This window comes from Nostoc sp. 'Lobaria pulmonaria (5183) cyanobiont' (genome assembly GCF_002949795.1).
Taxonomy (GTDB): domain Bacteria; phylum Cyanobacteriota; class Cyanobacteriia; order Cyanobacteriales; family Nostocaceae; genus Nostoc.
In genome coordinates, this window is the sequence record NZ_CP026692.1 from 430,064 (window position 1) to 445,551 (window position 15,488).

At 41.0% G+C, this 15,488-nt stretch carries 11 protein-coding genes and 1 tRNA gene; 4 read left to right on the forward strand and 8 right to left on the reverse strand.

Annotation, left to right across the window (positions count from 1 at the left end; translation table 11 throughout):
• Positions 1-178: 178 nt before the first annotated feature.
• From NLP_RS01775 to NLP_RS01800, 6 genes are all read right to left on the reverse strand, one after another.
• A tRNA-Lys gene (locus NLP_RS01775) sits at positions 179-250 on the reverse strand.
• A 63-nt stretch (positions 251-313) separates the two neighbouring features.
• The gene (locus NLP_RS01780) at positions 314-2,563 is read right to left on the reverse strand and encodes a sensor histidine kinase (RefSeq protein WP_104904886.1); all 2,250 of its coding nucleotides are present in this window, start codon (positions 2,561-2,563) and stop codon (positions 314-316) included.
• Between the two features lie 325 nt (positions 2,564-2,888).
• Positions 2,889-3,452 (reverse strand): hypothetical protein, encoded by a 564-nt coding sequence (locus tag NLP_RS01785; protein ID WP_104904887.1) that lies wholly within the window; start codon positions 3,450-3,452, stop codon positions 2,889-2,891.
• Complete coding sequence (locus NLP_RS01790; RefSeq protein WP_104904888.1) at positions 3,452-4,690, reverse strand: glycoside hydrolase family 10 protein; 1,239 nt, start codon at positions 4,688-4,690, stop codon at positions 3,452-3,454. Before NLP_RS01790 ends, NLP_RS01785 begins: the two co-directional genes overlap by 1 nt.
• Before the next feature lie 223 nt (positions 4,691-4,913).
• A complete protein-coding gene (gene glcD / locus NLP_RS01795; protein WP_104904889.1) occupies positions 4,914-6,386 on the reverse strand; it encodes a glycolate oxidase subunit GlcD in 1,473 nt (490 codons plus the stop codon).
• Positions 6,387-6,623: 237 nt separating this feature from the next.
• Positions 6,624-7,127, reverse strand: a complete 504-nt coding sequence (locus tag NLP_RS01800) for a WD40 repeat domain-containing protein (RefSeq protein ID WP_234017169.1) — start codon at positions 7,125-7,127, stop codon at positions 6,624-6,626.
• Positions 7,128-7,547: 420 nt separating this feature from the next.
• Here NLP_RS01800 and NLP_RS01805 point away from each other — a divergent pair, with 420 nt between their 5' ends.
• Positions 7,548-8,255 carry a Uma2 family endonuclease gene (locus NLP_RS01805; RefSeq protein ID WP_104904891.1) on the forward strand — a complete coding sequence of 236 codons (708 nt, stop codon included), beginning with the start codon at positions 7,548-7,550 and terminating at the stop codon, positions 8,253-8,255.
• A 60-nt stretch (positions 8,256-8,315) separates the two neighbouring features.
• Here the strand turns inward: NLP_RS01805 and miaA are convergent, their stop codons facing one another.
• Positions 8,316-9,218 (reverse strand): tRNA (adenosine(37)-N6)-dimethylallyltransferase MiaA, encoded by a 903-nt coding sequence (gene miaA / locus NLP_RS01810; RefSeq protein WP_104904892.1) that lies wholly within the window; start codon positions 9,216-9,218, stop codon positions 8,316-8,318.
• Positions 9,219-9,414: 196 nt separating this feature from the next.
• Here miaA and gyrB point away from each other — a divergent pair, with 196 nt between their 5' ends.
• The 3 genes from gyrB (at position 9,415) to rpoD (ending at position 14,983) form a co-directional block, all read left to right on the forward strand.
• On the forward strand, positions 9,415-11,352 hold the full coding sequence (gyrB, locus tag NLP_RS01815; RefSeq protein ID WP_104904893.1) for a DNA topoisomerase (ATP-hydrolyzing) subunit B: 1,938 nt from the start codon (positions 9,415-9,417) through the stop codon (positions 11,350-11,352).
• A 297-nt stretch (positions 11,353-11,649) separates the two neighbouring features.
• Positions 11,650-12,279 (forward strand): fasciclin domain-containing protein, encoded by a 630-nt coding sequence (locus NLP_RS01820; protein WP_104904894.1) that lies wholly within the window; start codon positions 11,650-11,652, stop codon positions 12,277-12,279.
• Positions 12,280-13,813: 1,534 nt separating this feature from the next.
• On the forward strand, positions 13,814-14,983 hold the full coding sequence (gene rpoD, locus NLP_RS01830; protein ID WP_104904896.1) for an RNA polymerase sigma factor RpoD: 1,170 nt from the start codon (positions 13,814-13,816) through the stop codon (positions 14,981-14,983).
• A 133-nt stretch (positions 14,984-15,116) separates the two neighbouring features.
• Here rpoD and NLP_RS01835 read toward each other — a convergent pair whose 3' ends face one another.
• Positions 15,117-15,302 carry a chlorophyll a/b-binding protein gene (locus tag NLP_RS01835; protein WP_104904897.1) on the reverse strand — a complete coding sequence of 62 codons (186 nt, stop codon included), beginning with the start codon at positions 15,300-15,302 and terminating at the stop codon, positions 15,117-15,119.
• Between the last annotated feature and the right edge of the window lie 186 nt (positions 15,303-15,488).

Below are 15,488 nucleotides of genomic sequence, written 5' to 3' on the forward strand. Positions count from 1 at the left end.
CAGGAGAAAGCGAAAGAATTAGCGTAGGTGTAGCCCGCCGTAGGTATCGCGGCTTACCATTCCCGCAAAATAAACTGATTGACAAAACACCGAACCTTGACAAGTTTGCTGTTTAATAGTACGCTAATTTGCCAACGCGGACATCTAATTTGGCAATCGACATAAAATACTTAAAAAGTGGGTGACGAGGGATTTGAACCCGCAACCAATAGATTAAGAGTCTACTGCTCTACCGTTGAGCTAGTCACCCACACGAATAACAATCTTAGCATAACTTCCGACAATTTAGTTAGTGCCGCACCCAAAAAACTAATTAAAAGGGGAATTTGATGGTGAAGGTGGTTTGACCTGCTGCACTCTCTACATAAATTGAGCCGCCTAAATGTCTGACCATTTTCTGCACTAATGCCAATTCCAGCCCTGTGCCGCTATGTTTCCAAGGATCGTGTTTGGAAAGGTGATAGAAGGGTTCAAAAATCCGTGAGAGTTCATTGCTGGTAAGCTCTATTCCGGAATTGGTAATATTAAGCTCGACTGTATCCCCTATCAACCGAGCAGAGACTGCGATCGCTTCCCCGGCTGGGGTGTATTTGCAGGCATGGTTGAGCAGTTCGGTGACAATCCGCTCCAAATCAGTGATATCTGTCTCCAAAGGCGGCAGCGCACGATCGACAGTCAGGTTTAACTGCTGTCGCTGGCAGTTGGTGAGGTGTCGAAAAGACTCGATAATCGGGTGAAGCCAGCTTTGAAAGTCAATAGCAATCAAGGTTGGGGGATCGGGTTCGGCTTCGAGATATGTGAGTGTGAGTAGGTCGTTAATTAACTTGCTTTCTCGCCCACACTCATTATGCAGAATCTGCAAGAGTTGCGGCACTATTTCTATTTCTGATATTTCTGCTGGTGTGAGGACACTTTCGAGAGTTTGGACTGCAAGGCTAATGCTGGTTATTGGTGTCCGCAGTTCTTGGGATAGGGTTCTGAGAAATTGATTTTTGAGCCGATCGCTTTTTTCTAGTTCTTTTACCTGTGCCTGGTTTTGTTTGTAAAGCTGGGCTTGACGAATGGCGATCGCACATTCATTTGCTATCTGCTGCATTAGCTCAATTTCAAATTCGTCAAAAGCCTCTTGTGATGGTCTTGTCAGCCAAATATTTCCCAAAATCCCTTGAGTATCGAAAATTGGACAAGCCATCTGGGACATAATTAGCAACTTTGGTTCCCATCCCGGTACGATTTCCAAAAATTGCAATGGTTGTTTTTGCAACAGCGGCTGATAAACTTCAAGATGCTCTGCAACCTGTTTAGTTAATCCTTGACACTGGGGGAAGTTAATGCAGTATTCGTAAGTAATCGTAACTAGAGTTTGGCAGGTACTATAGAGTTCAATTTGGCAACGCTCAAGGTTTAGTAACTTTGCTAATTCCTGGGTAAGTATCTGCAACACCTGAGTTTGATCCAGACTGTCGCGGATTTGTTCTGTCATACGTCGCACCAAGGCTTCAAAGTTTCGCACCTGCTGCAACTGATTGATGTGCTTCTGCTTCTGTAACTCCATATTGGCTTTGAGATCCTGGAGTTGCTGATGAAGTTCTGCCTGTTGGACTGCAATGCCGATTTGAGTTGCCAACTGTTTGAGTAAGTCAGTTTCTGTTTGCTGCCATTGACGCGATTGGTGACAATGCTGGCCAATCAATAGCCCCCACATATCTTGCTTTTGGAAAATCGGCACGACGAGATTAGCTTTTATCTGCAAAGATGTCAGGAAATCTATATGGCAAGGATGCAAGTCGGCTGCATAAATATCTTCGACAACTTGAATGCAACCTCGTCCGTAGTGTTCTGGATGTTTGCCACTTAAGCAGGGATCGGTGATGTTTTTTCCCAATAGGGGATCGCTGACAGCTACAGTTGATTCGGCAATGATTACTCCACTACCATCAGCCTTGAAACGATAAATCAACACGCGATCGCAATTCAAAAATTGTCGCACTTCAATTGTAGTCTGATGCAGAATTGTCTCTAATTCTACAGATTGGTGAATTCGTCCAGCGATCGCTTCTAGCAATTGCTCTCGTTCAACCTGGAGTCCAACTGCTTGTTCTGCTTGCTTCACAGGGGTAATATTACTACTAGTACCAATCAGTCGATAAACGCTGGAGTTAGCATCCTTTAATGGGGTGAGAGTCGTACTCCACCAAGTGGGAACTCCCTGGAATTGCAAACATTGTTCGTAAGAAATAGTTGTGCCGAATCGCACGCAGTCAGCATAATGTTGACGCACCTTTGCAGCATCAATGGCACAGAGAATATCCTCTGGTTTTTTGCCCCGGAGATCGTCTGAGCGAATCCCTATCCACCGTTCATGAGTGGGATTCAGTGCCACATATCGAAAATCTCCATCCTCCAAAACATCAACTACAAATATTGATGCCTCTACAGAATCGTAGATGCTTAGTAGAAACTGCTCGCTACTACTTTTTTCATCTACTTCTGTGCCAAAAAGAATTTGAGGTGGTGATAATTTTGTCAACTCCATAGTTGATTCCACTGGATTTATATTCATGCGAGAGTCCCACTCTTGTATTACTGACTCTTCTAGGCGCTCTCTTGTCGTTAAGCTTATAGTAGATGCACTTTAGCGCCTATAGCAAAGTATTGTCAGCTGTTGCTCATCGAAATTTTGATCTTTCTCTACTTCTTGTCAGAAATCTAGGAAAGCTAATAAAAGTCAGCTTAACAAAATCCTGCTTTTTGAAGGTGAAAATACATTTGCAGGTGAGGGCAAACTTTCTGTAATTTATTTTTAAGAGTTTTTTAGAATTGTTGCATATATCTAAATGCAAACCTAAGTATATATCAATTAAGTTTATAATTCTTAATAAGGGAAGTTACAATCGCAATTTGTGAGCATTGATTCCTGTGAGAATACCAACTAGTAGCCAAGTGATGCCTAATCCAATGACTTCACCTAAAAATAACTGGCTTAAGTAGCGCCAGATCGTCCCCACAGTAGAACCCACGGGGACAGCAACAGCCCAACTTGCCGCAGAGACAAATATCCATCGCCACGCTACAGCCTGGGGAATTGCTAACCATTGTGCTAATCCAATCCCCAAGCCGCCAAGGGCACCATAAACCGCCCCTGACAAAATTCTTAGGGGAAGAATCTGAGTGCTAGGTACAATCCAACCCACCGCACCAATACCGATCGCAGTAATGAGACTCCAACCCAAAAGACTTGACAAAATCCACCTGATACAAGATATAGGTTCTTTGAGAAGACAACCTTGAGGAAGTGCGATCGCAAATCCGCCAATAGCAGCCTCTACCACCCCAACATCTGGCTTTTCACCGACTTCAATTAAGAGTAAACTCAATAAAAATCCGCCAAAAGTAGCTAAAGTCCACAGCAATGTAAAGCCAAATCTAGTATTTTTAGGCGCGAATGGCATCAAAGTTTCTTTGTTTTTAATAGTCTGACAGTTCTTGCATTAAACATCTCAAAAAAACCTTTGCGTCGCTGTTGGGGTGATTCAGGTACGATGTAACCCCACAAACTCTCCCAGTAGAAAAAGGAGATACCATCAAAATTGCGATCGCGCACTACCTGAACCTGTTCTCTAACTTGTGCCATTTTCACCGGATTACCTACTGTTCCTGTTGATATACCAATACCTACAGGAATTAGACTTTGAGCCAATTTTATAGATGGAAGTTCTAGTTGAGCGATAAAAGACTTTTTGTCATTTCGATATACCTGCAAAATTAACTCATTAACTAAACCTTTTTTTACCCAATTTTCCCAATCTTGCAAATAGTATTTGTAGGCAAAAGCTTGATAGTTGGGAGACAGAGAGATTTTGAGTTTGGGCTTAACTGCCTTCACAGCTTGGTAGATTTCTGCCATAAAATCAGTAATTTTATCTGCCCGCCACCGCATCCATTCTGAATTAAAAGGATCATGAGGGGGACTTTTGCCTTGATGCTCTTGTTGATAGAGTTCAATAGTGAAGCGATCGTAGCCGAACTGTACAGGCATCCCAAAATGGTCGTCAAGCTGAATACCATCTACATCGTAATCCCTGACTACTTCTAAAATTAACCCTTGGATAAACTCTTGCACTTGTGGATGTAAGGGATTCAACCAGGCCAGTTTAGTTACTAAAATATTGTCGATTTCTTCCGGTGGGGCATCTTGAGTAGACTTTATACCTTCTTGCCCAATTGTCAACCAATCGGGATAACGCCTTGCTAATTGTGAATAATGCGGCGTCATAAACCCGTATTCAAACCAGGGAATGACTCTCAAATCTTTATTTTTGGCAAGTCTTACTATCTTTGCTAAAACATCCTGTCCACCGTGCATGAAGTTAAGCAAAGGTTGAGTTTCTGAGCCTGTAGTGATTTTGGCTACCGCACTTTTATAAAAAGTATGTCCTCGGTTCCAAACTACAGGATAAATTGTATTAAAGTTGAGAGCCGATAATTGATTTATAGCACGGTTAATACCCCAAGGGACAAATAGTACACCACTAGCAACATTAGTGAGCCAAACGCCGCGAATTTCTGTAGTTAAAGGACTTGTTTTTTGGGAATAAACTGGCAGTGAAGAGGGTAAAAAAACTGTTAAAGCGACTACTAATCCCAAACACAGCAAGCAAGCAACACAACGGCGAACAACCCGATTCATTTGTAAGCGTGACCTAGTGCGATCGGAATATATATAACTACAAAATAAAGTTGTAATCCTCCGGATGATGTAAAGAAATGATGATTCAGAAATCAGAAATCAGGAGTCAGGAGTCAGAATCTTTGAAATAATACGGAGCCAGTTTTGGTGATGAATATACTTAACGATACCAAAACCTAATAAATTATGACTCCTAACTCCTAACTCCTAAACTCTTTACTTATTAAAATCTTTCCACGCCTTCAAATTGCTTGATTACCGATGCATTTGCTGCTTCACCACAAGTTCGTGGTGTGGGGAATATCTTTTCAGGATTTGCTAACCCTTTAGGATTAAAAACTTGCCGCACCCATTGCATAGTTTCTAAATCAACTTCGCTAAACATCTGTGGCATATAGCACTTTTTCTCTGCACCGATGCCATGTTCCCCAGAAATACTACCGCCGACTTGCACACAAAGTTTGAGAATTTTTCCACCCATTTCTTCTACTTGCTCTAATGCTCCAGATATAGAATTATCATAAAGAATTAGTGGATGAAGATTGCCATCGCCAGCGTGAAACACATTAGCAACACGATAACCGTATTGTTTACTTAATGCCTCAATTTCATGTAATACATAAGGCAACTGAGTCCGAGGAATTACACCATCTTGTACATAATAATCTGGGCTTAAATGCCCAGCCGCAGCAAAAGCGGCTTTGCGTCCTTTCCATAATTTCAATCGGGTTTCTGGGTCAGTAGCAGAAGTGACATTCCGCGCCCCATTCTTTTTACAAATTTCGGTAACTCGCTGCTTATTCCCTGCAACTTCCACTTCTAAACCGTCAATTTCTATCAGCAAAATAGCAGTCGCATCACGGGGATAACAGTTAGTTGCAACAACATCTTCAACGGCGTTGATACTAAAATTATCCATCATTTCCATACCACCAGGAATAATGCCGGCACTGATGATGTCAGAAACAGTTGCTCCGGCAGCTTCAATGCTAGTAAAATCTGCCAACAGCACACAAATTGATTCTGCACTTTTGAGAATTCGCAAAGTAATTTCTGTGGCAATTCCTAAAGTGCCTTCAGAACCAACAAAAACACCTGTTAAATCATAACCAGGCATTTCTGGAATTTGTCCGCCTAAATCGATAATTTCCCCCTCTGGCGTAACAATTTTTAATCCCAAAACGTGGTTAGTCGTAACACCATATTTGAGACAATGCACCCCACCAGAATTTTCAGCAATATTGCCCCCAATAGAGCAAATAATTTGACTGGAAGGGTCAGGAGCGTAGTAAAATCCAGCACCACTAACAGCTTGTGTTACCCAACTATTAATCACCCCTGGTTGTACAACTGTCCGTTGATTTTCTAAATCAATACTGAGGATTTGCCGCATTAATGAGGTTACAATCAAAACAGAATCTTCTACTGGTAAAGCACCGCCAGATAGACCAGTGCCAGAACCGCGTGCGATGAAGGGTATAGAATATTGATTACATATCTTCACAACTTCCGCAACTTGTTCTGTAGTTCTGGGTAACACTACTATAGCCGGACGTTGGCGATAGCCAGTTAAACCATCGCATTCATAGGTAATGAGTTCTTCGCGGCGTTGCACCACACCATTTTTGCCAAGGACAGCCTCGAATGCTTTGATAATGGGTTTCCAGTTGAGTTGTTTTTTATCTTGGGTAAGCATAGTTTTTTAAAGTTCAAGGTAGATGTATAGAGGATTGCAAGCTCTTTTGGGACGCATTAATTACTATTGTTGCAAGAATAGCAGTCAAAAGTGAGTAAAAGCGATCGCATAATTTAAGTACGGAAGGTGCGATGTCTCTTAACGAGTGCGTTGAATGATGGTAAAATTCTATACTTAGTTAAGTATGGGGTTAAAGTAACATAGAGTCAGACATTTAACAGCAGAGGGTGAAATAACTTACCAAGTTTTAGATTCCACCTCAAAATTAATTGCCAAGCTGCAAACCCTAGCACCCGAACAGCAACAAGAAGTGCTAAAAGCAACTATACGAACATCATTTGAGTAAGCAGCAAAAGAAGAAACTTCTTCCCAAGTACCAATTTTCCATATTTTGACATTGCGATCGCAACCAACGCTTGCAATCAAAGTACTATCAGGACTGATTGCTATAGACTGTACATAACCTGAATGTCCTCTCAGTGTTTGAATTTCTTTTCTGTCTTTCAAATTAAAAATTTTAATTGTACTATCATCACTTCCGCTTACAAGAAAGTTATAGATAGGGATTACTGCAACTGTTGTCACTGATTTGCTGTGGGTATTAAAAGCGTGTAACTCTTGACATGTGTTTAAATCCCAAACTCGGATAATAGCATCGTCACCACCACTTATGAGAGCATCTCCTGTAGTAGTAAAAGCTATAGAACGAACAGAATTTGTATGTTTTAATTGGTAATTCAAAAGTTGATCGGCATTCAAATTTCATAATCGAATTATGCTGTCGTCACTCCCGCAAGCAAGAATCTGGCGGCTTAAATTTACCGAGGTAGAGCGTACACCCCTAAACCAACTAGAGTCTCCATTAAATATGTGAACCTGATACCATACTTGCCCCATACGTTTCCCCAAAGCCTCTATAATTTTGTTCTATTATTAGAATTCCCTGAATTTGCAATAAACTTAACGTAGCTACGGCAAAATCTGTTGAAAGCAATGGAGAGCTTTGGATTAGGGTGAATTAGTTTTAAGTTTTTAATCCCACTAAGCAAACAAGTACGGCAATGAAATCTCTATATTGTCACAACCTCTATCTTTCATTAATCAACTAACCTAGAAAATCAATTAACCTATAAATAACGCTCTCAAATACTGGATAAAATCATGGTTCAGCAAGTTCTAATCAATAATGATGATTACTATGTGCCAGATGCCAACCAGCTAATCACTGAAAATGATACACCTGTGGATAATTTTGCATCTGCAAAACAACAACGCCTTTTAGTGAGTTCTCTTTACAGTTCTCTACAACATCAGACTTTTTTAGCTGAAGCTAATGTGGGCATTTACTACACAGACCTTCAGCCCCCCATTGTACCTGATGTCTTTCTCAGCTTAGATGTTCAAGTGCCTGAAAAATGGTGGGAAAAACAAAATCGTTGTTATATGGTTTGGCGTTTTGGCAAACCTCCGGAAGTTGTACTCGAAATTGTCTCAAATAAAGAAGGTGATGAACTGGGCAAAAAGCTACAAATTTATGAACACATGCGGGCTAGTTACTACATCGTATATGACCCAAACCAGCAATTAGGAGAAAAAGTACTACGCATTTATGAACTTAGGGGAAGGCGTTACTTTGAAACTTCAGAAACTTGGCTTGAACAAGTTGGTTTAGGTATAACTCTGTGGGAAGGTGAATTTGAAGGTAGACAGGATCATTGGTTACGCTGGTGCTACCAAGATAGTAATGTTTTGCTGACTGGGGATGAACGCGCCGAACAGGAACAACAACGTGCTGAACAAGCAGAACAACGCACCCAATTATTAGCAGATAGGCTACGCGCTATGGGCGTAGATCCCGACACTCTATAAGACACTTGCTGTAAAGACGCAAAGTTTTTTTGCATCTTTGCATGAGCAAAAAAATTCTCACTAACTTGTGCAACTTATAAACTCATTTATCCGATGCCAAACCTTCTCTAATAAATCTGGAGCATCCGCATCAAACCATTTAATTTGTGGATATGATCGAAACCAAGTACGTTGTCGCTTGGCAAATTGTCGGGTATGCAAAATTATTAATTCTTTCGCTTCATCTAAGGAAATATTACCAGCCAAATATTGCTTAATTTCTTGATAGCCCAAAGTATTCAACAAAGACAAATCAGCGCCATATTTTTGACAAAGATACTCCACTTCAGCGACCAAACCATCTGCTATCATTTGCTCAGTACGTTGTTGAATACGAGCAAGCAACTTTTCAACATCGCAATCTAAACCAATTTGCAAAATCGGATAATTTGGTGGATTCTCCCCTTGCTGTTCTGAAATTGGATGACCAGTGACATAATATACCTCTAATGCTCTTAAAGTTCGCACTGAATCATTGCCATGAATCTTTTGTGCTGCAACGGGGTCAACTTGTTGTAACATTGCGTATAGTTGTAGTTGACCAAGAGATTCAAGCTGCGATCGCAATTTTATTTGTGGTGCAACTCTAGGAATTTTCATCCCTTGGACAATGGAACGGATATATAAACCAGTACCACCAACTAGCAAAAGTGGCATAACTTCAATAGAAGCAATTAAGGCTTGTGTTTGTTCCTGGTAGTCTGCTACTGTCATCGTGTCTGTCGGGTCGCAGATATCTATTAAATAGTGCGGCACTAATTTTTGTTCAGCCACAGCTGGTTTTGCCGTCCCAATATCAAACTCACGGTAAACTTGACGAGAATCGGCACTAAGAATTACAGAACCCAAGCGCATCGCCAAAGCCAAAGCTAAACCCGACTTACCCGTTGCTGTCGCTCCACAAATCACAATTAATTTAGTCATTAGTCATTAGTCATTAGTCATTAAGCTATTTTCGCCCTGCCCCTTTGCCCCTCTGACACGGTAGTGCAACCCTAGTATAAACTTCTCTTTTAAATGCCCTACAGACGCCAGCAAGGCTTTTGTGTTACAATTTTGGAGTGTTTTTACTTTTATTTGCCTTTCGGCGATTTCAACCCCACGCATCAGGAGAGTTTACATGACGAGCAGTTACAGTGCCGATCAGATTCAAGTTCTGGAAGGTCTGGAAGCCGTCCGCAAAAGACCAGGAATGTACATCGGTACCACTGGGCCGCGAGGACTCCACCATTTAGTCTACGAGGTGGTGGACAATTCAATTGATGAGGCTTTGGCGGGTCATTGCACTCATATAGAAGTAGATATCAACGCTGATGGTTCCGTGACTGTAACAGATGATGGTCGTGGTATTCCCGTCGATACTCACTCGCGTACCGGGAAATCGGCTTTGGAAACCGTAATGACGGTACTGCACGCAGGTGGAAAGTTTGGCGGCGGTGGCTACAAAGTTTCTGGAGGATTGCACGGGGTTGGTATTTCTGTTGTTAATGCCCTATCTGAGGTTGTAGAAGTTACGGTTTGGCGAGATAAAAAGGTTCATCTTCAGCGCTATGAACGCGGTATCCCAGTTAGCGATCTGCAAGTCAAACCTTACAAAGAAGCTAGAACTGGAACTTCTGTTACTTTTAAACCAGATACCCAAATATTCACTATTAGCATTGAGTTTGATTACATCACTTTATCAGGTCGCCTACGGGAATTGGCGTATCTGAATGCAGGTGTCAAAATTACTTTTACTGACCACCGTTTAGAATTACTAAAAAGCGATACACCCAAGGTAGAAACCTACGAGTACAGGGGTGGGATCAAAGAGTACATTGCTTACATGAACCGCGAGAAGCAACCACTGCATGAAGAAATTATCTATGTGCAAGGGGAACGCAACAACGTACAAGTGGAAGTTTCATTGCAGTGGTGTACTGATGCTTACACGGATAATGTGCTAGGTTTTGCTAACAATATTCGCACAGTGGATGGTGGTACGCACTTAGAAGGCTTGAAGGCGGTTTTGACGCGGACATTAAATGCGATCGCCCGCAAGCGCAATAAAATTAAAGAGAATGAACCTAACCTCAGTGGCGAACACGTCCGCGAAGGTTTGACAGCCGTAATTTCCGTTAAAGTCCCCGATCCAGAATTTGAAGGACAAACCAAAACCAAACTCGGTAACACCGAAGTTCGGGGAATTGTTGATTCTCTGGTGGGAGAAGTCCTTACTGAGTATCTCGAATTTCATCCTGCTATAGCAGACTCAATTTTAGATAAAGCTATCCAAGCTTTCAAAGCCGCAGAAGCAGCCCGTCATGCGCGGGAATTAGTTCGGCGCAAATCGGTGCTGGAATCTTCGCCATTACCTGGTAAATTGGCAGATTGCAGTTCTCGTGACCCTAGCGAATCTGAGATATTCATCGTGGAAGGGGACTCAGCAGGTGGGAGCGCCAAACAAGGACGCGATCGCCGCACTCAAGCTATCTTGCCTCTCCGTGGTAAAATTCTCAACATTGAAAAAACCGACGACGCTAAGATTTATAAAAATAACGAAGTTCAATCGTTAATTACAGCCCTCGGTTTAGGTGTCAAAGGTGATGAATTTGATTCTACTCAACTGCGCTATCACCGCATAGTCATTATGACGGATGCTGACGTAGATGGAGCGCACATTCGGACTTTGTTGTTAACATTCTTCTATCGATATCAGCGAGCGCTCATCGAACAAGGCTTTATTTATATTGCTTGTCCCCCATTGTTTAAAGTAGAACGGGGACGTAATCATGAGTATTGCTATAGCGATCGCGAAAAAAATCAAGCGATCGCCAAATTTCCTGCTAACGCCAACTACACCATCCAACGCTTCAAAGGTTTGGGTGAAATGATGCCACAACAACTCTGGGACACCACAATGAACCCAGAAACCCGTAAAATGAAGCAAGTCGAAATTGAGGATGCCGCAGAAGCCGATCGCATTTTCACAATTTTAATGGGCGATCGCGTCGCACCCAGACGAGAATTCATCGAAACCTATGGCTCTAAACTCAACTTCACCGATTTAGATATTTAATCTCAGCAGTCCTAAATCATTCGTAAAAAATTAAGATCCCCGATTTATCAAACAAATCGGGGATCTTTAACTTTGAAATATTGCTTGACATTCCTGCAACAGATTTTGCTAAAGACTTTATATCCAAAATTTCTGTAAAAATTACCTCTTTTGGCTGATGGCAAACTATGTAATTTATAAATTTATTGTATTAAGATTTTTACTACTACAAATTATGTCGTTAGATGAGTGACTATATTCACAAATTCATTAACTATTATTAATAATTCCTTATTTAACTGGATTTTACACAAAGCTATGAAAGCGAGCAAAGGCATACTAGGAAAAGCATTGTTCAATATTATTGGCATAGGTAGCTTAGTTGCTCTGTCTGCCTGCGCTCAACCTGTCGCAGAAACTCCTACAGCAACTGTCCCTTCAACAACTGTCCCGTCGGTCACGCCAACTCCTACTGCGACTATTGCCACCCAAAATTTAGCAGAATTGGCAAAGTCAGCAGCTAGTCAAGGACAGTTTAAAACTCTCATCCAAGCAGTGCAAGCTGCCGGATTGACTGAACAATTGGCTACACCAGGCCCTTACACAATATTTGCACCTACTGATGCAGCTTTCTCTGCTTTACCCAAAGCTACTCTAGACCAACTCTTACAGCCAGCAAACAAACAACAATTAATCAAGGTTCTGTCCTACCACGTTATACCTGGGGGAATTACCTCCCAGCAATTGACATCTGGAGAAGTTAAAACAATTGAGGGTAGTCCCGTTAAAATCACAGTTGATCGTGCCAGTAACTCAATCACAGTTAACAATGCTAAGGTGACTCAGCCAGATATCCCAGCTAGCAATGGCATCGTTCATGTAGTTGACCAGGTACTTCTGCCACCTAATTTCCCTGCAAGTCTAAACACCACCCCAACACCACGGTAGTTCAGCAAAGTTCATAGTCCCCAGTTTTAATTAGGGATAGCTTTGAAAGCCTCCCTGACTTTGAACTAGTCGCAAACAATCAATTAAAAATTTAGGTTGACTTGTTACAAGAGCAAATATTTTATAATACAAAAACTACAAATATTCCAAATTTATCGGTTAGAAAAATCATATAATTCGCTTATTGTCAATACTTTCCAAACAATCAATGCTCGATTGTTAACATAACTACTAACTTTATTGGAAATTTAGTCCAGATAATACTCTTTGCTCTAACTCGCTGATTAATTTGAACCACCTGCTAGAAACACATTTGTTATGCTTTAAGAAAATAACTAAATATCATCTATCCAATCGCAATTAATAAGTATTTTGAGGATTTCTCATCATCAGATGACAGAAAATTACCGAAATAAAAGTATTTAAATTTACAATTTACTTACGCAAAAAATCTTTGTAACTAAATCATCAGGTAATCTGCTGGGTTCTCTGTGTTCGTGGTAATAGCTGTTGGAAGTACACACTATAAAGCTGAAAACTTGTTAATATCTTCATATAGTTCCGTGGCGATCGCTATTGTATCGTATGTATCTAATATACTTTTGCCTAAGACTAAGACGATATTGGCAAGTTCGCAGGACAAATTGTTTTTGAATTGATTAAAATATCTTTGTATACAATAAAAAAAGTTTGTCAAGTTTCATAGGGCTGAAATCGCCACAGTGCGCTAACGTGTGAATAAGACCGAATTAGTAAACCTAAATTGATCTGCGATCGGATCGATCTGCCACCGCCTCAACTCCTCAGTTAAGGTAGTTAGTACGCAGAAGGTTAACTGCTTTCAGGCAAGTACCACCACCGTTGTTGTATTTACCCAAGGACAATACCCGTTTTAGTCTAAGGGATGTTTAATTTATGAAGGAAATGTAAAAATGAGTAGGTTAAGACGAATAGTCTGAGTTAACATAAAATGCGCTCTTTCTCAGTAATTAATGTTGTGTAAAATACATGAAATTCGGCAGAAGCAAGCGTACTTACTTCGTAATGTAATAAGAGCGTCACTGCAATTCCGAAAAGTGGAGAAAAAATTTCAGGGTATAAATCCCGTTTTCAATGTCTTTTTGGTGAAAATAGCTAACAGTTGCTTAATGAATTCATGATTTATACACAAAAAGAGTGCAATTTCTGTGAAACAGGCTACAATCGGAAGAGTCTTTATACGAAAATCTGCCAACAGTATGAACTCATTTGTATAGAGTGGCAAATTTTTTGATAAAGGCGAGTCTTTATTTTGACCAGTTAGTTGAAAGCAATATGTGATAGCAACACATATAACATTTACCAAAGTGAGCAAGTCACCTTTAGTAATTGCTAAAACTAAAGTAAAAACCCTCCTACCGGAGGTCTAAAACGTCCGAAAATATCTCTGGCAAATCTGCCAAAAAGCTTATTTTCGGTTGGCAATTGGCTCGTTTAAAAGAGCGCTAAACACATCTTGAGTAATTGATTCTGCAAGGAGCATGAGGAACGCGGCATGAACCAGGCTAACAACGTACTCGAAAGCATATATCAGCCTGACCTAGAAATAATGAATCAGCCTGAGCTCGAGTTAGAAGAACTCTTAATAGACGATGAAGAGGACTTGCTGATCGTAGATGAAGGTGACGAGGAATTTTTAGAGCCTCAGTCTGATGAGGACGACGCAAAGTCTGGAAAAGCCGCTAAATCGCGTCGTCGGACACAAAGCAAGAAAAAGCACTATACCGAAGATTCAATTCGGCTTTACTTGCAAGAGATTGGTAGAATTCGTCTGTTGCGGGCAGACGAAGAAATTGAATTGGCGCGGAAGATAGCCGATTTGCTGGAATTAGAGAGGGTACGCGAAAGACTCTGTGAGCAATTAGATCGCGATCCTCGAGATAGTGAATGGGCAGAAGCAGTACAACTGCCACTACCAGCCTTTCGTTATCGCCTGCATGTTGGTCGCAGGGCGAAAGACAAGATGGTGCAATCTAACCTCCGTCTTGTAGTTTCAATTGCTAAGAAGTACATGAATCGTGGTTTGTCATTCCAAGACTTAATTCAGGAAGGCAGTCTCGGTTTGATTCGTGCCGCTGAAAAGTTTGACCACGAAAAAGGTTATAAGTTTTCTACATACGCTACATGGTGGATTCGTCAAGCAATTACCCGCGCGATCGCAGATCAATCCCGCACAATTCGCCTTCCAGTTCACCTTTACGAAACCATTTCTCGGATTAAGAAAACTACCAAACTGCTATCTCAAGAAATGGGTCGCAAACCCACTGAAGAAGAAATCGCTACTCGCATGGAAATGACCATTGAGAAGTTGCGGTTCATTGCTAAATCCGCCCAGTTACCTATCTCATTAGAAACGCCAATTGGTAAAGAAGAAGATTCTCGATTGGGTGATTTTATTGAATCTGATGGTGAGACGCCGGAAGACCAAGTTTCCAAAAATCTTCTACGCGAAGACCTCGAAAAAGTCCTCGACAGTCTCAGCCCACGCGAACGCGATGTTCTCAGACTGCGTTACGGCTTGGATGATGGTCGGATGAAAACCCTTGAGGAAATCGGACAGATTTTCAACGTTACCCGCGAACGGATTCGTCAAATTGAGGCGAAGGCACTGCGCAAGTTACGCCACCCAAATCGTAACAGCGTTCTCAAAGAGTATATTCGGTAGTAATTAGTCATTAGTCATTGGTCATTAGTGAATAAACAAATGACAACTGACAAATGACAAAACAAATAAAAAACCTGGTAGTGAATTAGCACTCCAGGTTTTTTTATTTATAGGTCATCTTAAATATTAAAACTTATAGAATGCCCCAAAAATGTAGAAAGCCTTGACCAGAAAAAAGCTCAACCAAAACGGCTGCTAAAAAGCCAATCATTGCCAAGCGACCGTTCCAAATTTCTGCTTGTGGGGTAAAGCCCCAACGCCAAGCGTTACGATCTTCAATTACGGGAGTAGTGACTTTTGTTGTGCTTGCATTTGTCATGGTTAGGACTCCAAACTTAATTTTTAAGGTTTATTGCCTTATGTAAACTAATATAACAAATATTTTCATAAAGGCAACATTTTTTATATTTTTGTTTCCAGAGCTTGACATAAATATAAATAAGCTATTAATAGAGACTAAAACATCAACCTTTAGTGAGATTTACTGAGGTAGAAGAAATCTTAT